Here is a 20,382-nt window from a genome sequence, read left to right as displayed (position 1 = left end):
TCTATGAATTTTTTAGGAGTAAAGCGGTCTGATAGTGCCGGGAGAGTGAATTTCCTTTATGATATCGAACGTTATCATTTAGCATTTGCTCCCAATATTGGAATTACACAAGTTCAACAGGATAGTACAATTCAATGTCACTTTTTTCCCGCTCATTTTTAGCTGTTTCCATTAGCGCTGCACTGTTTGCACCACAAATCCATGCAGAAGATACGCTAGATGACAGTGCGCAAAAGTTGCCTGCTATCGATCAGTGTCTTATCAATGAACCTGAACCGGTTAATCCGAACGAACAGCCTATCAATGTCGAAGCGGATAATCTAGAAGCAATTAATGGCGATAAAGCGACTTATTCTGGTAACGTCGTGGTTGTGCAAGGTAAGAAGCGCATAGAAGCGGATAACGTCACTCTGCACCAAAAAGACAACATCGCGGTTGCTGAAGGAAACGTGAATTTCAGTGATGGTGAAGTTAAAGCCGTAGCGGATAAGGCGGTCAATAATCTCAACAATGATGAGATGACGCTAGAAAACACTCGATATAAGTTCCTGTGTGAGCCAGGCCGTGGTGATGCTAAATATGTAGCCAAAACAGGTAAAGCGGTTTATGAAATCGAAGACGGTTCTATCACCTCTTGTCCTGAAGATGATAACTCTTGGCGTTTACGCGCATCCAGTATTGATATCGACCAAAACGAAGAACAAGCAACCTTCTATAACCCTCGTTTAGAAATTCAACGCGTTCCCGTTTTTTATTTGCCGTTCTTAACCGTTCCAATTGGTGATACGCGTAAAACAGGTTTCTTGTATCCAACAGTCTCTTTTGGTACACGTGACGGTTTAGAGTATGAGGTACCTGTTTATTGGAACCTAGCTCCTAATTACGACTTAAGAACAACCTACCACTTTATGGAAAATCGAGGGCATCAACTCAACAGCGAGCTCCGTTACCTGACAGACTTGGGCGTGGGCTCGATAAAATCTGAATATATGAACCGAGATAAGTTGTACTTAGAACAAGGGGCTCGCTGGGGTTACCAGTATCAACACAGTGGTATTTTCCAACAAGCTTGGAAATTTGAGGTTGATTATTCAAAAGTCAGTGATACAGATTACTTCTCAGATTTGGATTCCAGCATTGGTAACCGTGAGGATGGTCAGCTTATTCAAGAAGGCCAAGTAACTTATCGCAGTCAAAACTGGGATACGTCCATTCTGGTGAGGCAATTCCAATTGTTACTGGCAGACCAAACCAGCGCTAACCAGCCTTATCGTTTAATGCCTCAGATAGCATTTAACTACTATGCTCCTGAACTAATGCGCTATTTGGACTTTGATCTGAAAAGCCATATCTCGCGTTTCGAGACCGACGGTGAAGGAAAACCATCGGCCACTCGCTTACACATTGAGCCAGGATTCAAGATCCCACTGGCTAATACTTGGGGCAGCTGGACTACGGAAGCTCGCTTATTAGGCACATATTATCAACAAGATCTTGATGGTGTAACTTCAACAGATTATGACGAATCTGTTACTCGTGTCATTCCTGAATTTAGATCAAACGCCGGCATCGTTTTAGAACGAGATACAGTCTTGTTTGATGACTATACTCAGACGCTTGAACCACAAGTGCAGTACTTATACGTTCCAGATAAAAATCAGAATAATATAGCTAGCTATGATACAACCCTATTGCAAACAGATTATTATGGCTTATTTCGGAGTCGCAAATATAGTGGCGTTGATAGGATCGTGTCAGCAAACCAATTTAGTTACGGTGCTTCTAGTCGCTTCTTTGATGAAGCTTATAAAGAACGCCTAAACATCTCTTTCGGTCAAATATTCTATCTAGACAAAAGTTTAAAAGATCCTGATAACTCAACAGATAATGATGAACAAACTAATTACTCGGCTTGGGCTGTTGAAATGGATTTCAACTATGATGATTTCCTCTTTTATCACGGTGGGGTTCAGTATGATATTGATAGTAGTGCATTACAATTAGCTAATAGTACGTTGGAATATCAGTTCACCGGTGGTTACATTCAAACTAACTATCGTTATGTAACAAAAGATTATATTGAAGATACTGTAGGTGAAAGCTTAAATGTTTCCAACTTAACTCAGGATGGAATATCACAAGCAGGCATATTAGGCGCGTATAAACTTTCCCCCAAATGGTCAACTAAAGCGCAGTATTTTCACGACTTAACAACTAACGAAGCACTCGAATGGCTAGCTAGCCTCACATACACCTCAGACTGCTGGTATATGGGATTCACTTACAGTAAACAACTCAAATATTGGGATACCATAACCACTGAAGGGAAAACCAGATACTATAGCGACCCATTTTATGAGAATAACTTCACTTTTAATTTCGGAATCATAGGATTTGGAACCAAAACTGGTGCAGGGTCAGATTCAACAGGTCTCTCTGGTGCGAGTAGTTCTCTAAGCTATGGTCGTCCATTCTTCTTGAATAACTAATTTACGACTTAGATAACGATAAGTTATTAAGATAATAGGAATTTAAATGAACTTGTGGAAACACACCCTCTTAGGTTTAGTCGCAGCTCTAAGCATGAGCAATGTTAATGCTGCACCAGTAGAACTCGACCGCGTTGCCATCATTGTAAACGGTGGTGTTATCTTACAAAGTGACATCGACAGTGCATTAAAAACGGTCAAAGTAAATGCCAGTAGTAATGATCAATCTTTGCCAGAAGAATCGGTTCTGCGTGATCAGGTAAGAGAAAAACTCATCATTGATACGCTACAACAACAAGAAGCTGAGCGCATTGGCGTGCGTATTGACGATGCTCGACTAAACGATGCTATTGGTAATATTGCCAAACAAAACAATCAAACATTAGAACAGCTGCAAGCTTCAGTAAGCGCACAAGGCCTCACCTATGCTGAATTTCGCGAACAAGTGCGAAAAGAGATGTCGGTCAGTGAAGCCCGAAATGCCATGGTTCGCCGTCGTATCAATATTTTGCCAGCAGAAGTCGATACATTAGCTGAGCTCCTTGCTCAAGAAACCAACGCAACCGTTCAATATAAAATCAGCCATATTCAACTGCGCTTCAATGATAACCAAGATAAAACTCAGTTAGAAAAGCAAGCTAATGAACTGGTTGAACAACTCAATTCCGGTGCTGACTTTAGTAAAATGGCGTACAGCTACTCCAAAGGGCCAAAAGCACTGGAAGGCGGTAACTGGGGTTGGATGCGTAAAGAAGAGATGCCAACCATTTTTGCCGACCAAATCAAGATGCAAAACAAAGGTAGCATTATCGGACCATTCCGCAGCGGTGTTGGTTTTCATATCTTAAAAATCGATGATGTAAAAGGCTTAGAAACCGTTGCGGTAACTGAAGTAAATACTCGCCATATTTTGATCAAGCCAACCATTATTCTGAGTGATGAAGGCGCGAAGAAGCAACTTGAAGGCTTTATCGAGCAGATTAAAGCGGGTAAAGCCAACTTCGGCGACCTAGCACAGCAATACAGCCAAGACCCAGGCTCTGCCGCACAACACGGTGAGCTAGGTTACCAAACGCCAGATCTGTACGTTCCAGAATTTAAACATCAGGTTGAAACACTACCAGTCGGACAAATCAGTGAACCGTTTAAAACTGTACACGGCTGGCACATAGTAGAAGTCCTTGATAGACGCGAAGTAGACCGAACAGACTCTGCGTTGAAGAACAAAGCCTACGGTATTCTGTTCAACCGTAAATTCAACGAAGAAGCCGGTGCTTGGATACAAGAACTGCGAGCAAGTGCATTTGTTGAAGAGTTAAAAGGTGATCAGGATGAAAATTAAACGCATCGTGGTTACCGCTGGTGAGCCTGCGGGTATTGGCCCCGATCTTGTTTTAGCGCTATCCAAAGAAGACTGGACACATCAAATCGTTGTCTGTGCGGATAAAAACATGTTGGCGGAAAGAGCGACAGCGCTCGGCATCAATGTTGAACTGCTTGATTACAATGCTGAACTAACGCCACAACCGCAAAAAGCAGGCACACTGGTTGTTGACCACATCGCGACCACAGCGCCTGTTGTTGCAGGTCAGCTCGATGAACAAAACGGACATTACGTATTAAAAACATTAGAAAGAGCCGCTTTGGGCTGTATGAATAATGAATTTGATGCTATTGTCACCGGCCCTGTACACAAAGGGGTGATCAACCGAGCCGGTGTTGCCTTTAGTGGCCACACTGAGTTTTTTGCCGAGCAATCTAATACACCACTGGTGGTGATGATGCTGGCAACGGAAGGATTACGAGTTGCACTTGTAACCACGCATATACCATTGGCTTACGTTTCTAAAGCGGTAACCAGTGAGCGTCTAGAAAAGATCATTCATATTCTCCACAAGGATCTCGTTGAGAAATTTGCGATTGAGCAGCCTACTATATATGTATGCGGCCTTAATCCTCATGCAGGTGAAGATGGCGTGTTGGGTCGAGAAGAAATCGATACCATTACTCCAACATTGGAAAAATTACGTCAGCAAGATGGCATAAATCTGATTGGTCCACTGCCAGCAGACACCATCTTCAACGACAAATACTTGCAAAAAGCGGATGCCGTTTTAGGTATGTACCATGATCAAGTTCTCCCTGTATTGAAATACAAAGGCTTTGGTCGCTCGGTGAATATCACATTAGGTCTGCCTTTTATCCGAACGTCTGTCGACCATGGCACAGCATTAGACCTTGCTGCTACAGGTACAGCCGATATTGGTAGTTTCAGAACAGCACTCGCTCAAGCTATTGAATTAGTTGATAAGAAAACGAATTAACTTCGAGAACACTATGAGAAATGATGTCCACTTAGGACACAAAGCGCGTAAACGTTTTGGTCAAAACTTTCTAAACGATCCTTATATTATCGACGGTATCGTTTCAGCAATAAATCCACGTCCGGGTCAAAACTTGGTTGAAATCGGTCCGGGTCTTGGCGCTATCACAGAGCCCGTTGGTCGTGAAGTAGATAAGTTCACAGTAATCGAGCTAGACCGTGACTTGGCCGAACGTCTGCGTAACCATCCTGAATTGGCAGATAAACTGACCATTCATGAAGGTGATGCCATGCGTTTTGACTTTACTCAGTTAGTAAAGCCAAACAACAAACTGCGTATTTTTGGTAACCTGCCATACAATATTTCTACCCCACTGATGTTCCACTTGTTTGAATATCATAAAGACATTCAAGATATGCACTTTATGCTACAAAAAGAAGTGGTGAACCGTCTTGCAGCAGGCCCAGGTAGCAAAGCGTATGGCCGCTTAACAGTTATGGCTCAGTACTACTGCAAAGTTGTGCCAGTACTTGAAGTGCCACCAACAGCATTTGTTCCGCCACCAAAAGTAGATTCAGCAGTTGTACGCTTGGTTCCTTATGAAGAATTGCCTCACCCAGCGACGAGCCTGAAATGGCTAGACCGCGTAGTTCGTGAAGGTTTCAACCAGCGTCGTAAGACTGTACGTAACTGCTACAAAGCACTAATGCCGCTTGAAGTATTAGAAGAGCTCGGAGTGAACGCTTCCATGCGTCCAGAAAACCTGACTCTGCCTCAGTTTGTTGCGATGGCAAACTGGCTAGACGCAAATGCTTCTGATAGCAATAAGAGCGACGAGTAGTAAACTAAAAACAGGACGACATAGCTCGTCCTGTTGTTTTTCCTATCTTGATAAGGAGTTCACATGGATGATGTCTCTGCGCCTTGTATTAAGATTCAAGTTCATACCAAATATATCCCTGAACAATCGACTCCTGAGCAGATGCGCTACGTATTCGCGTACCTGATTACCATTAAAAACCTGAGCCCTGAAACTGTACAACTCATCAGCCGTCGTTGGTTAATCACCGATGCCAATGGCAAGCAACTGGTTATAGAAGGTGATGGCGTGGTCGGCGAACAACCTTTTATTGATGCCAACGATGAGTACACCTATACCAGTGGAACGGCAATTGAAACACCTGTTGGCGTAATGCAAGGGCACTACATCATGCAAGATCATGAGGGTAAAGAGTTCATCGCCAATATCGAGCCTTTCCGTTTGGCCGTCCCTAACGTTTTAAACTAACCGGAGTAACAGTGGCGAATTATATTGTTGGTGATATCCAAGGCTGTTTTGACGAACTTCAGTTACTGCTTGAACAAGTTAATTTCGATCCGCAAGAAGATATCTTGTGGGTAGCGGGTGATCTCGTTGCTCGTGGTCCTAAGTCTTTAGAAACGTTGCGCTTCATTCGCTCGTTGGGTGATGCAGCAAAAGTCGTTTTAGGCAATCACGATTTGCATCTCCTGGCTGTCGCCTGTGGCATTCATCCAATTAAAAGCAAAGATAAAACACGACCAATATTAGAAGCAGAAGACAGAGATGAACTCCTGCACTGGTTACGTGAACAGCCACTGCTTTTAGAGCACGATGAGTTTGTTGTTTGTCATGCGGGTATCTCACCTAAGTGGGATTTAGACACTGCGCGTGAATGTGCAAAAGAGATCGAATCCATACTGCAAAGTGATCGTTGGATGTGGCTGATTGAAAACATGTATTCCAACCAACCAGATCAATGGCGATCTGATCTTAAAGATCTGGATCGCTATCGCTATATCATTAACGCTTATACTCGCATGAGATTCTGTTTTATCGATGGAAGACTGGATATGAAGTGTAAACTTCCTCCGTCGGAAGTCAGCGGTAATCTGCTACAACCTTGGTTCGACCTCAAAAACAGAGTACCAATTGAAAAGACCGTTCTGTTTGGGCACTGGGCGGCATTGGAAGGCTATCACGGCAAAGATGTGATTGGACTTGATACAGGATGTGTGTGGGGTGGACATTTGACCCTGCTGCACTGGGAAGAAAAGAAATTCTTCACTCAGGATGCACTCAGCGCCGCCGTTGAATAGAATTCAAATAAACAAAGCCCAGCGATAATGCTGGGCTTTGTTTTTTATCCAATGATTTAGTGACGTTCTAGAATCACAAACTTCATATTGTAGGCATTCTTTTCATCAGCCGAATAGGTTTCGCTATGGCTTTCCAGCCAACCATCTCCCCAATCTGGGAACTGCGTATCCCCTTCGATATCAGCATCAATATAGGTAACATACAGACGGTCAGCCTTAGGCAGACAAGTCGCATACACACTGCCACCACCGATGATCATCACCTCTTCAACGTCACCAGCTAGCTTAATCGCTTCTTCAATTGAAGTAGTCACCTTTACACCTTCAATGTTCAGGCTAGGATCACGACTGATCACAATATTCTGCCGTCCCGGTAGAGGGCGTCCAATCGATTCGTAAGTTTTACGCCCCATGATAACGGGCTTACCTAAAGTACAACGCTTAAACCAAGCGAAATCAGCAGGTAAGTGCCAAGGCATTTGGTTATCTTTGCCAATAATTCGATCATTTGCCATCGCGGCAATCATACTGATGATCATTATTCTTCCCTATTAGACGATTACTTCTTCAAACTGTCCGTTTGTTAAACCACGGGTTTTCGGCGATAGAATAACAGCCCCGGCACCGCAAGACCAACCGCTAGGCCGGCGATAATGAACATCGCCTTGAGAAAGTTCTCAAATAAAGTCTCTAACAGTTCTGGTCGAAAACCTAAATGGTTGATTTCCACCATAGCGATCATCGCTTTATAAGTGAAAACACCGGGCACCATTGGGATAAGTGCGGCGACAGTAAACACTTTAGGATGCGCCAGAAACTTATGCGACCAGTGAACACCTATCATGCCGACAATTGTGGCAGCAAAGAAGGTTGCCCACTCAATAGGAATGCCAAACTGCATCATTAAATAGCGAGAGCCATGGCCTATAGCGCCACCCAGTGCACAATATTTCAGTGCCGGAACAGGGACGTTAAAAACCAGAGCAAAACCAACCGCCGGAATGGCAGCAAAGAACATGTCGTTAATAAGACCAAACAGTAATTGCCAACTTAACATCTCTACCACCCCCACACGCCAGTAATACTCATGGCAGCAATGATTCCCAGACAAGTTGCTAACGTCAGCAAGCTTGCCATAACAAAACGGGCAATACCGACGTTTACATAGCCTTTGAGCATATCAGCAACTGAGTTTATTAACGGGAAGCCGGGTACCAGCATCAACACCGAAGATGCCATAACGATGGTTGGCTTATTACCGAGTTGATAGATCACTGCTTGAGCGGAAATGACTGACGTGACAAAAGCGGTCGCCGCAAAGTTCAACAGCGGGTTGAAATGACGATGCCCGATTTCCTGACGAACGAACATACCGACAGCGGAAGCAACAAAGGTAATAGCAAATACCGTCCAGTCACCGCCGGCGAGGCGGGAAAAAGAGGAACAGGACAGGCCAATCATCAACACCACTAACCAACGGTTGTAGCGTTCAGGGCTAATCTGGTTAAGTTTCTTCTGCGCTAAGGAGTGATCCAGAAGACCTTTTTCCATCATGATGCAAATACGTTGAATCTGAGTTACAGCGCGCATGTTGATACCGCGATCAGCGCAGCGTCTGGTGGTCGTAATACAGTGATCACTTTCCAGTGTCGTGACAACCAAAGATCCCGCTGAGAGTGAAACTTCCACCTCTGTCATGCCACAGGCACGCCCCATCCTTTCCATGATCCCAACCACTAAGGCGCTTTCAGCGCCGTGAGCCAGTAACATTTGACCTGCTTGTGCGATTAACCTCGATACGGCTCTCTGTCTGGATGCCATGATTCCTTTCCTAACGTCCTAAGGGTAAAAACTGTGAAGCACTAGTGTGCATGAAAATCATATCGTGAAATATGATTTAGACACAAAAAAGCCGCAATAAATCATTGCGGCTAATGTCAGTAAGCAGAACTATTCACGTACGTAGATAACGTGGCCGTCATCTTCTTCGTCGTCCCAGTCATCCCAATCGTCATCATCATCTTCAGTGATAACATTGCGACCTGCCATTGCGTCTTTGTGGTAATCATCCCACATAAACTCAACTTTTTGCTCTTCGCTTAACTCTTCTTCTGCACGAGGTAGAGTTTCCATAAAGTCAGCAAGTTCGCGACAAAGCTCAGCAGTGCCCTGTTTGTTTACTGCTGAAATCTTGAAGTATGGACCTTCCCAAGCTAGCGCTTCCAAGATCTCTTGGATCTTTTCATCCGCTTCTTCTTCAAGCATCAGATCCGCTTTGTTAAACACTAACCAAACTGGCTTCTTCGCTAGTTTTTCGCTGTATTGCTCAAGCTCATCCATAATGGTCAGAGCATTTTGCGCAGGCTCACTTCCATCAATAGGTAAAATGTCGATCATGTGAAGCAGTACGCGACAACGCTCTAGGTGTTTCAAGAAACGAATACCTAGACCAGCACCTTCTGCTGCACCTTCGATAAGTCCTGGGATATCAGCAACAACAAAGCTCTTCTCAGGTACAACACTCACTACACCCAAGCTTGGGATCAATGTCGTAAACGGATAATCCGCTACCTTCGGTTTCGCAGCTGATACAGAGCGAATAAAGGTCGATTTACCTGCGTTTGGTAAACCTAGCATACCTACATCAGCAAGCAGCAATAGCTCAAGACGAAGTTCACGAACCTCACCTTTCGTACCCATGGTCTTTTGACGTGGAGCACGGTTTACAGATGATTTAAAACGAGTGTTACCAAGGCCGTGCCAACCACCTTTAGCGACCATCACTTTCTTGCCGTGTTCAGCTACTTCACCAACGATTTCGTTAGTGTGAATATCCACTGCGCGAGTACCTACAGGTACTTTCAGAGTAATATCTTTACCACGTTTACCAGTACAGTTACCGCCACCACCATTTTGGCCACGTTCAGCTGCGTAAAAACGCTGGAAACGATAGTCAACCAGTGTATTCAAGTTCTCATCAGCTTCGATGTAGACATCGCCACCATCGCCGCCGTCGCCGCCGTCAGGGCCACCTTTCGTTACGAATTTTTCACGCCAAAAGCTAACAACGCCGTTACCGCCATCGCCCGCTTCGACTTTAATTACCGCTTCATCAACGAATTTCATTACTTACTCCGCATTACTTGCGTTGCAATATCACTTATTACCAGTGATATAAATTTTAGCAGATCCAGATTCATCGCGTTGACGAGAGATCTAAACCTACATATTGGAACAGATAAGGAGAGACTCTAATTCTTCGACTGAAGAACCCCTTCTTTTTTGTTCTGCATAAATAAAAAACCCCACCGTAACGGTAGGGCTTTTGAATTCAGTTAGGTATTAAATTTATTCAGCTTCGATGCTAACAAATTTACGGTTTTTAGGACCTTTAACTTCAAATTTCACTTTACCTTCAGTAAGAGCGAAAAGAGTGTGGTCTTTACCGATACCAACGTTAGTGCCAGCGTGGAACTTAGTACCACGTTGACGAACGATGATGTTACCTGCTAATACAGATTCACCACCGAAACGCTTAACACCAAGACGTTTACTTTCTGAATCACGGCCGTTACGAGTAGAACCGCCAGCTTTTTTGTGTGCCATTGTTAAACTCTCCTAAGTTACTTAAGCGTTGATGCCAGTAATTTTCACTTCAGTGAACCACTGACGGTGGCCTTGTTGTTTACGAGAGTGCTTACGACGACGGAACTTAACGATTTTAACTTTATCGCCACGGCCGTGTTGTACTACTTCAGCAGTAATTTTACCGCCTTCAACAAGAGGTGCACCAACAGTGATTTCTTCACCGTTAGCAACTAGAAGAACTTTATCAAATTCAACAGTTGCACCAGTTTCAACGTCTAATTTCTCTAAACGAAGAGTTTGACCTTCGCTTACACGGTGTTGTTTACCACCAGATTGGAAAACAGCGTACATATTTTACTCCGCTCTTTCCGCACAGCCTATGCCATATGTGAGCAATGAGGGTGTGCGCTAAACTAATCATCAATAGGGCGCAGATTCTACGTGAATGATGGTCCTATGACAAGCCATATTTTAAAAAAATTGGCGAAAAGCTAATCGCCAAACAAAAGTGCCGCAATCATGCCTTTATGGCGTGTATTAATCAATGCTTTTTAGTGTATTATTCAACAATTCTAGAAGACAAAATGCCTTACAAGCTCTAACTTCAGCCGGATGTACAATGGATTTTAAAGCTATCCAAGCGCTTACTGCCGATGACATGGCAAAAGTGAATGAAACAATTCAAGCTCAACTCAACTCTGATGTCTCTTTGATCAATCAACTCGGCTTCTACATTGTCGGTAGTGGTGGCAAGCGTCTAAGACCTTTGCTAGCTGTGTTATCAGCAAAAGCTCTTGGCTATGAAGGGACTGCTCACACAACTGCAGCAGCGTTTATTGAATTTATCCATACAGCGACCCTGTTGCACGACGATGTCGTCGATGAATCGGACATGCGCCGCGGTAAAGAAACCGCTAATGCGGCATTTGGAAACGCAGCTAGCGTGTTAGTGGGCGATTTTATCTACACTCGTTCATTTCAGATGATGACAGAGCTAGGATCAATGAAGATCCTTAAGCTTATGAGCGATGCAGTAAACGTGATTGCGGAAGGTGAAGTTCAACAACTAATGAACTGTAACGATCCTAATACCACTGAAGAACTGTATATGCAGGTCATCTATTCTAAAACTGCCCGTCTGTTCGAAGCGGCAACTCAAATCGGCGCGATTTTAGTTGATGCACCTGAAGAAGTAGAAACAGCTTTACAGAACTACGGTAAATATTTAGGTACCGCATTCCAGCTTATTGATGACGTCATGGATTACACCTCTGACGGCGAAGAAATGGGTAAGAATGTTGGTGACGATCTAGCAGAAGGCAAACCTACCCTTCCACTACTACATGCAATGCGCAATGGTACTGCTGAGCAAGCTGAAATGATTCGCGACGCAATTGAGCATGCAAACGGTATGGAACGTCTGAATGACATTCTCGCTGCAATGGAAGAAGCAGGCTCTCTCACTTATACAGTGAACAAAGCATTGGAAGAAGCGGATAAAGCGATTGCACAATTAGAAGTTCTACCAGAGAGCGAATATAAGCAAGCATTAGTTACTCTTGCCCATATGGCAGTAAATCGCAGTAAATAATCATAAATAAGTAGCCATAAAAAAGCCGCTCCATCTAGGAGCGGCTAGAAAATAGTTTAAACACAGAACTACTTAACGAACTCAACACCAGTTTGAATATCGCCGTTAAGTGTTTCTAACATGCCATCCAACGCAGCTTTTTCAAACTGGCTAAGCGGACCGTAGCTCAAGACTTCTTCTATTCCGTTTTTACCCAACTTAACTGGTTGAGCAAAGAAAGGTGCATGTTCGCCGTTACCTTCAACGTACGCGTATTCAATAACATCTTCACCTTGTAGAGCTTTCACTAGAGACAAACCAAATCGGCAAGCCGCTTGTCCCATAGATAGCGTTGCACTACCGCCACCCGCTTTTGCTTCTACAACTTCTGTACCCGCGTTTTGAATGCGCTTAGTCAATGCTTCCACTTCTGCATCTGTGAATTCAACGCCTTCTACTTGAGAAAGAAGAGGAAGAATCGTCACACCAGAGTGGCCGCCGATCACAGGAACTCGAACATCACCTGGATCTTTCTGTTTCAGTTCAGCAACGAAAGTCTCAGCACGAATAACGTCCAGAGTAGTAACACCAAACAGTTTACGCTTGTCGTAGACACCTGCTTTTTTCAAAACTTCAGCAGCGATAGGAACAGTAGTATTCACTGGGTTGGTAATAATACCCACACACGCATTTGGACAAACTACTGCAATGCGTTCAGCCAGAGATCTTACGATGCCAGCATTCACATTAAATAGATCCGCACGATCCATACCCGGTTTACGAGCAACACCAGCGGAAATTAAAACAACATCAGAGCCTTCAAGGGCAGGAGTTGGATCCTCACCACAATAGCCTTTGATAGATACAGGGGTTGGTATATGACTTAAGTCCGCAGCAACACCAGGTGTTACCGGAGCAATATCATACAGGGCAAGATCTGATCCTGCCGGTAAACGGTTTTTAAGCAATAAAGCGAGGGCTTGACCAATGCCGCCAGCGGCGCCAATTACAGAGACTTTCATTATCGTTCTCCTTGTGAGTTTTTGTCTTATTTATGTTTTGTAGGGTAGTGTAATATCTGACCAAAAAATTATAGTAATCACAAGTTGATTACAAACAGTTAACGCTAGCTTTGCGACCTCGAACACTTCCTAGCCAATTCGCAAATCGTTATCTGAGTAATGGCATATCCCTTGCGCCCTTAAATCTTCCTTTTTCTCTGTCCCTGAGCCCAAATTGTATTTATTTAAAGTGACCTTTTAGACAGTTTTAAACCTTAATTTGCCTGCAAGTGAATATCTATGCGAGAATATGCACCATTATTGAATTAGTGGTAACAAAAAATATGCGTAGTGCAGATAAACAAGACAACCTAGTCCGCGCTTTTAAAGCTTTATTAAAAGAAGAACGATTTGGCTCTCAAGGCGATATCGTTGACGCTCTTAAAAATGAAGGCTTTGACAATATTAACCAATCTAAAGTCTCCCGTATGCTTACCAAGTTCGGTGCTGTGCGCACACGTAACGCAAAAATGGAGATGGTCTATTGCTTACCTGCTGAATTAGGCGTCCCAACTGTATCAAGCTCTCTGAGAGAACTCGTACTGGATGTTGACTACAACAATGCGCTCGTGGTTATCCATACAGGCCCAGGCGCTGCTCAACTTATCGCTCGTTTACTTGATTCTCTAGGTAAATCTGAAGGTATCCTTGGCGTTGTCGCTGGTGACGATACTATCTTCATTACCCCTACACTAAACATTACAACTAAGCAGCTATTTACCTCTGTTTGTGAACTGTTTGAGTACGCTGGTTAAATAGCTATCTGAGTGTAACTCATTAATCGCTATACATTATTACTTTTCTAGAAGTCACGTACTGGGATCAGTACGTGACTTTTTTCTATCTGTAATCCTCAAAATCAACAATTGTTTGCTCACTCAAAACTAATGCAACCCGTGAATTACAAAATTGAAACATGATGAAACAATTCATTCTAAGTTAGTGGTAATACTTAGCTTTTATGACTACATTTTTAAACATCACTATTATTATGTGATGTTTTTTTGCTATTATCCTGACACTTTTTCAACATAAGGATTGAAAAAGCTACTGTTTCTCATGAAGAAACGACCAAAGCAGCTACACTTGTTTTGGGTAATTATGAATGAAGGAAGGGAAATTCATGGCATTGAATAAAATTATAAAGGTCGGCGCTATTGCTGCAACAATCCTTGGTGCAGGCGCTGTTAACGCGCAAGAGTTCATCACAATAGGTACTGGTTCTGTCACTGGTGTTTATTACCCAACTGGTGGAGCAATCTGTAAGCTTGTTAACAAAGACCGTAAAGAACACAACATTCGCTGCTCTGTAGAATCTACCGGCGGTTCTATTTACAACGTAAATACAATTCGCTCAGGCGAGCTTGATTTCGGTATCGTACAGTCTGACTGGCAATATCACGGCTACAACGGAACAAGTGAATTTGCAGAACAAGGCCCATTCAAAAAATTACGCGCGATGTTCTCTCTTCACACAGAACCTTTTAACATCATCGCTCGCACTGATTCTGGCATTAATGGTGTAGCCGATCTTGCTGGTAAACGTGTAAACATTGGTAACCCAGGTTCTGGTGACCGTGCGACTATGCAAGTGGTTATGGATGCATTTGGCTGGACGAACGATAGCTTCACATTGGCTTCTGAGCTAAAAGGCTCTGAGCGTTCTCAAGCATTGTGCGATAACAAAATAGACGCATTCATCTACATGGTTGGTCACCCAAATGGCTCAATCAAAGAAGCAACAACATCATGTGACGCTAAGCTAGTTCCAGCAACTGGCGAACAGATCGACAAGATCGTTGCGGGCAACCCATACTACGCTTACAGCACAGTTCCAGCTGGTATGTACCGTGGTACAGAGCAAGATGTGAAGAGCTTCGGTGTAGCAGCGACTCTAGTAACAACCTCTGATGTTTCAGACGAAGTCGCTTACAACGTTGCAAAAGCAGTATTCGAAAACTTCGAAACTTTCACTCGTTTGCACCCTGCATTTGCAAACTTGAAGAAAGAAGACATGGTTAAAGCGGGTCTTTCTATCCCTCTTCACCCAGGTGCTGCGAAGTACTACAAAGAAATCGGTCTGCTAAAATAATTACTGGCAACTCCGACAATAGGGAGGCTTAGTGCCTCCTTATTGTTAATCACTATTTACGTTCAATATTTTGGGTTTTCACTCAAATTTAGAAAACCTCTCTTCGTTGTAACTCTTTACCATCATTAAAAGGATAATGTACATGACGCAGACAAATTCTCCGTCTCAAGATGTGCAAGAGATGGTCGCACAAGCGGATACAGGCGCCAGAAACCCAAGTGGTATTCCGGGTCGCATTTTGTGGTTTGTGCCACTATGTTGGTCATTGTTCCAACTTTGGTACGCATCTCCGTTACCGTTCGTTTTTAATTTCGGCGTACTTAACGATACTCAAGCAAGAGCGATTCATTTATCGTTTGCTGTCTTTCTTGCCTTTACCGCCTACCCGGCTTTAAAGAACTCCTCTCGAGATCGAATCCCACTTATTGACTGGGTATTCGCTCTTTTAGGTAGCTTTTGTGCTGCATACATCTATTTGTTTTACGCACAGTTAGCTGGCCGCTCTGGTGCACCAACAACGCTTGATGTAGTTACCGCAACTGCCGGTATGCTATTGCTTTTGGAAGCCACTCGACGAGCGCTTGGTCCACCTTTAATGGCCGTGGCTGCAGTATTCTTGCTCTACACCTTTGCTGGCCCATATATGCCAGAGGTTATCGCTCACAAAGGCGCGAGTTTAAATAAAGCGATGTCACACCTGTGGTTAACCACCGAAGGTGTATTTGGTGTTGCTTTAGGCGTTTCAACGTCATTCGTATTCTTATTTGTATTGTTTGGTGCAATGCTGGAAAGAGCAGGTGCCGGTGCATACTTCATTAAAGTTGCCTTTTCTTTATTAGGACACATGCGTGGCGGTCCTGCGAAAGCGGCGGTTGTTGCATCAGGTTTATCTGGATTGGTTTCTGGTTCGTCGATTGCCAACGTTGTGACAACGGGTACGTTTACTATTCCTCTAATGAAGAAAGTCGGCTTCCCGGCGTCAAAAGCTGGTGCTGTAGAAGTTGCGGCCTCAACTAATGGTCAGCTCACGCCGCCAATCATGGGTGCGGCTGCATTCTTAATGGTGGAATACGTCGGCATTTCTTATGTAGAAGTTATCAAAGCTGCACTTTTACCTGCACTAATCTCTTATATCGCTTTGATCTACATTGTTCACTTAGAAGCGTGTAAAGCAGGCATGCAAGGTCTGCCAAGACGACACACTTCGACATTCTTACAAAGCATGCTCTCTTTCACCGGAACTATTCTGGCTATCTGCGTCATTAGTGCGGTGGTTTATTACGGAATTGGTTGGACAAAAGATGTTTTCGGCTCAGCAGCGACAGTGCTAGTGGGCATCGCCTTACTTGCTTCCTATGTTGCACTGGTTAAGGTATCGGCAAAGCATGCCAAAGAAGGCGGGTTTGATCTTGATGAAGATATTCAGGAGATCCCTGATGTGGGCCCAACAGTAAAATCTGGCCTGCACTTTCTATTGCCGATTGTTGTTTTAGTTTGGTGTTTAACCGTTGAACGTTTTTCTCCGGGCTTATCGGCATTTTGGGCAACCGTCTTTATGATGTTCATTCTGCTGACACAGCGCCCATTGATGGCTGTATTTAACCAATCAAATGATGCGGCTGAACAAGCAAAAGTAGGTGTTGTCGATTTACTTGAAAGCTTAGTTTCTGGTGCTCGAAACATGATTGGTATCGGGGTTGCAACAGCAGCTGCCGGCACGGTTGTTGGTGTGGTAACGCTGACAGGTATTGGCCTTGTGATGACAGACTTCGTTGAGTTCATCTCAGGCGGTAGCGTGATTATGATGCTACTGTTTACTGCTGTGATCAGCCTGATTTTAGGTATGGGCTTACCAACAACGGCAAACTACATTGTGGTTTCAACGCTGATGGCTCCGGTTATCGTCACCCTTGGTGCTCAGCACGGATTAATCATCCCACTTATCGCCGTTCACTTATTTGTGTTCTATTTCGGTATTTTGGCTGATGATACACCGCCTGTAGGTCTGGCAGCGTTTGCCGCCGCTGCGATTGCGAAATCCGATCCAATTCGTACCGGTATTCAAGGTTTTACCTACGACATACGAACCGCCATTTTGCCGTTTATGTTTGTGTTCAACACCCAGCTACTGCTAATGGGGATTGATACTTGGTGGCATCTAGGGTTAACCATCATCTCATCCATTATTGCTATGTTGCTGTTCTCAGCCGCGACACAAGGTTGGTGGTTTACCAAGACAAAATGGTGGGAAGTTGTTGCTCTGCTAGCTTTAACATTTACTTTCTTCCGCCCTGGTTTCTGGTGGGATATGGTTTACCCTGCACAAGAAGTGCATCCGGGTGTTGAGCTTGCTCAAATCGTAGAACAAACGCCTATTGGTGAACCTGTACAGCTGCTGGTTGCCGGTGAGACCATTGACGGTGACTTCGTATCTAAGACGGTGCTACTGCCATTTGATGACAGAGCAGCGACTCCAGAAGAACGCATTTCTTCTATGGGTCTAATGCTCAACAATGATGGTGAGAAAATGATCGTTGATATGGTGGAGTTCGGCAGCCCAGCAGAATCAGCGGGTATCGATTTTGGATGGGAAATTGAATCGATCATTATTGATAGTGAACGACCAATGAAAGAATGGGTATTCCTTCCTGCTCTACTACTGACAGTGCTACTTGGCTGGAATCAACGAAGAAGAGCGAAAAAAGAGCAAGTTATAGCCTAACCCTTCGTCTGGCTAGTCCAATAAGGGAATAGCCAGACATTATCACTCAGAGAAATAACATTATGTATAAACACATTCTTGTTCCTGTTGATTTAAATGAACACGGTTTCTGTGACAAGGCTGTTGAACATGCGGTTTGGCATGCAAAACAGAACAACGCTAAAGTTCATCTGCTTAATGTTCTGCCTGGCATCCACATGTCGATGGTTGCTACCTACTTCCCTAAAGAAGCAGCAAAGCAAATGAAAGAAGATGTGAAACAGCAACTGAAAAAATTTGCACAACAGTTCAGCACTGACGGCGTTGAATTTGAAGTGTATGTTGCGGAAGGTAAACCTTACAGCACCATTCTTGATTACGCTAAAAAGGTTCACGCAGATTTGATTATCATGCCAAGTCACAAACGCTCTCGAATCGATAAAGTGGTACTAGGCTCTGTTGCAAGCAAAGTTGTTGAGAACTCACCAGTCAATGTTCTGGTTATAAAACCAGCAGGTTGATAAAAGCTTAAAATTGATAAAGGCGCTTAATGTGCCTTTTTTGTTAGTTTTTACCTATCACAATAATTCAAAAATACCACTAGCGATAATGCGAATAGTTATCAATAATAACCCCAACAAAGAGAAACAAGGTTGGGCACATTATGAAAAAGACTATCAGTTTTGCAGCATTACACTTCAGCATTGCTTTTACCGTTGCATACGTACTGACAGGCGACATCATTCTAGGCAGCCTGATCGCAATGCTTGAGCCAATGGTGAACACTGTAGCATTCTACTTCCACGAGAAAGTTTGGGACAGATACGCTCCGCTACAGCGCTATGCTCATAACCCAAGAATCAAAACCATGAGTTTTGCTGTTATTCACTACACAGTCGCATTTAATGTGGCATACATGCTAACAGGCAGCTGGTTAATTGGTGGAGTGATGGCACTGATTGAACCAAGTTTTAATACTTGTGCTTACTACTTCCATGAAAAATTCTGGCAGAACAAAGCCCATCATAATCATTGGCAATGTGCTCACTAAGAAAAAGCCCCAACTCTGAGAGCTGGGGCTTTTGGTTTCTACTCTATACGAAGTGAGTCACGCAGAACTCTCTAGATAGACCGAGTTGACACACTTTTCTCTGCCCATCTAACTGGATGCTTAACTCATAAAGATCTTTCGGATTTGGATTAGCTTTATCGTAATACTTCGGGGCATCGACCTGAAACAGTGCACTGACATGGTCACTACGGATATCAATTGGCAACTGATACGTCATGCCATCAAACTTAACCGCTGCTGAAACTAGGCCCGGAGAGAACGGAGTGAAGTGCAAATTCACCAGCAACTCACAACCACCACCGTAGTGCCAGATTTGTTCTGTAGTAACAGCACCTAAACGTACGTGGCGGATGAACTGCAAATAAGGCTCACGCCATATGCCAATTCTGTCATCGTACTTTTTCACTTCTTCACTCAATAAACAGACTTCAACGTCTTCTTCATCCAACAGCCAATCTTCATCTTGTTCCAGAAAGAGGATCTCAAAACGGTTTCTTCCCAGTGTCAGTTGCGGAAGAATATCTTTTCTATAGACCTTCTGAGAGCCGTCACAGTCAAACAGAGCGACACCGTTCAAACGAACTTCCGCATGGTAATCGATACCTTCCAGAACAAGGTCGACGGCTCCGAAGTTCAACATGCTTTCATCGACTTCAACATCGTGCATGAGGTGCCATTCCTGATGTGCAATCTCGTCTTCAGACAAAGTTTGCGGTAACACTGCACTGAGTGGTGACGGAAACGTGATATCGTCCTGAGGTATAGATAAATCGGTGAGCGGTGAAAGTTGCCATAAACCGGCGAGAGAAAGCTGCATAATATTCTTATTGAATGATTTTCTTTTAGAAGAGTTGTGACTATTTAAACATAGTGACAATAAAAAATACCAGCCTAGGCTGGTATCTATATTAAGACTTACTCTTCATCATCGTCTTCATCTTCGTCAGGGTACAAGGCATCTTCGCCCTCGTAGTAAGTACCCCACCCGTCATAGATGATGTCGTATTTTTCAGCCAGATTAACCAGTTTTTCAACTTGAGCATCGATCGCTACTGGATCAAGAGCAGACTGCATTGTTGCGTCAAAGCACAGTAGCTTGCTGCCGTCTTCATCTTCAGCTTCTTCAGCTTCAAGAACTTCAAAGCCCATTTTAAAAGCTTCAACAGCAGCTTTTTCTAGCTTATCGAAATCTTCAGCGAAAAAGTGGTGTTCAATCTCATACAGCGCTTCAGGATCACTGCCATCTTCCAGCAGTGCTTGAATGATTTCGCGAGTATCTTCCTTTTGAATTTCTAGGAAGTCTTCCACTGATAGATAATCATCTTGTTGAGGCATAAAAATGTGCTCCAAAGTGTACAAAAAGGGTA

General features: G+C 43.7%; 21 protein-coding genes. 12 read left to right on the top strand and 9 right to left on the bottom strand.

Features of this window, described 5'->3' with window-relative positions; all coding sequences use genetic code 11:
* Window positions 1-134: 134 nt before the first annotated feature.
* From lptD to apaH, 6 genes are all read left to right on the top strand, one after another.
* Complete coding sequence (lptD, locus tag HKI82_RS03645; RefSeq protein ID WP_171137254.1) at window positions 135-2,489, top strand: LPS assembly protein LptD; 2,355 nt, start codon at window positions 135-137, stop codon at window positions 2,487-2,489.
* 46 nt (window positions 2,490-2,535) lie between these two features.
* On the top strand, window positions 2,536-3,831 hold the full coding sequence (gene surA, locus HKI82_RS03640) for a peptidylprolyl isomerase SurA (protein WP_102942729.1): 1,296 nt from the start codon (window positions 2,536-2,538) through the stop codon (window positions 3,829-3,831).
* Window positions 3,821-4,813 (top strand): 4-hydroxythreonine-4-phosphate dehydrogenase PdxA, encoded by a 993-nt coding sequence (gene pdxA, locus HKI82_RS03635; protein WP_171137253.1) that lies wholly within the window; start codon window positions 3,821-3,823, stop codon window positions 4,811-4,813. The genes surA and pdxA overlap by 11 nt, the downstream gene beginning before the upstream one ends.
* A gap of 13 nt (window positions 4,814-4,826) precedes the next feature.
* Window positions 4,827-5,654 carry a 16S rRNA (adenine(1518)-N(6)/adenine(1519)-N(6))-dimethyltransferase RsmA gene (gene rsmA, locus HKI82_RS03630; protein WP_042489242.1) on the top strand — a complete coding sequence of 276 codons (828 nt, stop codon included), beginning with the start codon at window positions 4,827-4,829 and terminating at the stop codon, window positions 5,652-5,654.
* 63 nt (window positions 5,655-5,717) lie between these two features.
* On the top strand, window positions 5,718-6,101 hold the full coding sequence (gene apaG / locus HKI82_RS03625; protein ID WP_171137252.1) for a Co2+/Mg2+ efflux protein ApaG: 384 nt from the start codon (window positions 5,718-5,720) through the stop codon (window positions 6,099-6,101).
* 11 nt (window positions 6,102-6,112) lie between these two features.
* The gene (gene apaH / locus HKI82_RS03620; protein WP_171137251.1) at window positions 6,113-6,931 is read left to right on the top strand and encodes a bis(5'-nucleosyl)-tetraphosphatase (symmetrical) ApaH; all 819 of its coding nucleotides are present in this window, start codon (window positions 6,113-6,115) and stop codon (window positions 6,929-6,931) included.
* A gap of 56 nt (window positions 6,932-6,987) precedes the next feature.
* On the opposite strand, the gene folA is transcribed toward apaH, so the two are convergent.
* The 6 genes from folA to rplU all read right to left on the bottom strand — a co-directional run bounded on the left by folA (window position 6,988) and on the right by rplU (window position 10,870).
* Window positions 6,988-7,470 carry a type 3 dihydrofolate reductase gene (gene folA / locus HKI82_RS03615; RefSeq protein ID WP_171137250.1) on the bottom strand — a complete coding sequence of 161 codons (483 nt, stop codon included), beginning with the start codon at window positions 7,468-7,470 and terminating at the stop codon, window positions 6,988-6,990.
* A gap of 44 nt (window positions 7,471-7,514) precedes the next feature.
* On the bottom strand, window positions 7,515-7,988 hold the full coding sequence (locus HKI82_RS03610) for a threonine/serine exporter family protein (protein WP_171137249.1): 474 nt from the start codon (window positions 7,986-7,988) through the stop codon (window positions 7,515-7,517).
* Between the two features lie 2 nt (window positions 7,989-7,990).
* Window positions 7,991-8,752, bottom strand: a complete 762-nt coding sequence (locus tag HKI82_RS03605) for a threonine/serine exporter family protein (RefSeq protein ID WP_171137248.1) — start codon at window positions 8,750-8,752, stop codon at window positions 7,991-7,993.
* A 129-nt stretch (window positions 8,753-8,881) separates the two neighbouring features.
* Window positions 8,882-10,057, bottom strand: a complete 1,176-nt coding sequence (gene cgtA, locus HKI82_RS03600; RefSeq protein WP_102942736.1) for an Obg family GTPase CgtA — start codon at window positions 10,055-10,057, stop codon at window positions 8,882-8,884.
* A gap of 222 nt (window positions 10,058-10,279) precedes the next feature.
* Window positions 10,280-10,537: a 50S ribosomal protein L27 gene (rpmA, locus tag HKI82_RS03595; RefSeq protein ID WP_004409945.1), complete on the bottom strand. Its 258-nt coding sequence runs from the start codon at window positions 10,535-10,537 to the stop codon at window positions 10,280-10,282.
* Between the two features lie 21 nt (window positions 10,538-10,558).
* Window positions 10,559-10,870, bottom strand: coding sequence for a 50S ribosomal protein L21 (gene rplU, locus HKI82_RS03590; RefSeq protein ID WP_042489259.1), 312 nt, complete (start codon window positions 10,868-10,870; stop codon window positions 10,559-10,561).
* Window positions 10,871-11,138: 268 nt separating this feature from the next.
* Here rplU and ispB point away from each other — a divergent pair, with 268 nt between their 5' ends.
* The gene (ispB, locus tag HKI82_RS03585) at window positions 11,139-12,110 is read left to right on the top strand and encodes an octaprenyl diphosphate synthase (protein ID WP_171137247.1); all 972 of its coding nucleotides are present in this window, start codon (window positions 11,139-11,141) and stop codon (window positions 12,108-12,110) included.
* 68 nt (window positions 12,111-12,178) lie between these two features.
* Here ispB and mdh read toward each other — a convergent pair whose 3' ends face one another.
* Complete coding sequence (mdh, locus tag HKI82_RS03580; RefSeq protein ID WP_102942738.1) at window positions 12,179-13,111, bottom strand: malate dehydrogenase; 933 nt, start codon at window positions 13,109-13,111, stop codon at window positions 12,179-12,181.
* A gap of 323 nt (window positions 13,112-13,434) precedes the next feature.
* On the opposite strand from mdh, the gene argR reads away from it, so the two are divergent.
* From argR to HKI82_RS03555, 5 genes are all read left to right on the top strand, one after another.
* Window positions 13,435-13,905: a transcriptional regulator ArgR gene (gene argR, locus HKI82_RS03575; protein ID WP_042489268.1), complete on the top strand. Its 471-nt coding sequence runs from the start codon at window positions 13,435-13,437 to the stop codon at window positions 13,903-13,905.
* Between the two features lie 368 nt (window positions 13,906-14,273).
* The gene (locus HKI82_RS03570; protein ID WP_171137246.1) at window positions 14,274-15,242 is read left to right on the top strand and encodes a TAXI family TRAP transporter solute-binding subunit; all 969 of its coding nucleotides are present in this window, start codon (window positions 14,274-14,276) and stop codon (window positions 15,240-15,242) included.
* A gap of 142 nt (window positions 15,243-15,384) precedes the next feature.
* Window positions 15,385-17,964, top strand: a complete 2,580-nt coding sequence (locus HKI82_RS03565; protein ID WP_171137245.1) for a TRAP transporter permease — start codon at window positions 15,385-15,387, stop codon at window positions 17,962-17,964.
* Between the two features lie 62 nt (window positions 17,965-18,026).
* Window positions 18,027-18,464: a universal stress protein gene (locus HKI82_RS03560; protein ID WP_102942741.1), complete on the top strand. Its 438-nt coding sequence runs from the start codon at window positions 18,027-18,029 to the stop codon at window positions 18,462-18,464.
* 143 nt (window positions 18,465-18,607) lie between these two features.
* Window positions 18,608-18,994 (top strand): DUF2061 domain-containing protein, encoded by a 387-nt coding sequence (locus tag HKI82_RS03555; RefSeq protein ID WP_102942742.1) that lies wholly within the window; start codon window positions 18,608-18,610, stop codon window positions 18,992-18,994.
* Between the two features lie 43 nt (window positions 18,995-19,037).
* On the opposite strand, the gene HKI82_RS03550 is transcribed toward HKI82_RS03555, so the two are convergent.
* Both HKI82_RS03550 and rraB read right to left on the bottom strand, forming a co-directional pair.
* Complete coding sequence (locus tag HKI82_RS03550; RefSeq protein WP_171137244.1) at window positions 19,038-19,832, bottom strand: glycosyl hydrolase 2 galactose-binding domain-containing protein; 795 nt, start codon at window positions 19,830-19,832, stop codon at window positions 19,038-19,040.
* Window positions 19,833-19,930: 98 nt separating this feature from the next.
* A complete protein-coding gene (gene rraB, locus HKI82_RS03545; protein WP_102987659.1) occupies window positions 19,931-20,350 on the bottom strand; it encodes a ribonuclease E inhibitor RraB in 420 nt (139 codons plus the stop codon).
* Window positions 20,351-20,382 lie beyond the last annotated feature (32 nt).

Origin of the sequence: Vibrio plantisponsor (assembly GCF_013041605.1) — a bacterium.
GTDB lineage: Bacteria > Pseudomonadota > Gammaproteobacteria > Enterobacterales > Vibrionaceae > Vibrio > Vibrio plantisponsor.
This window is presented reverse-complemented; position numbering and strand designations above follow the sequence as displayed.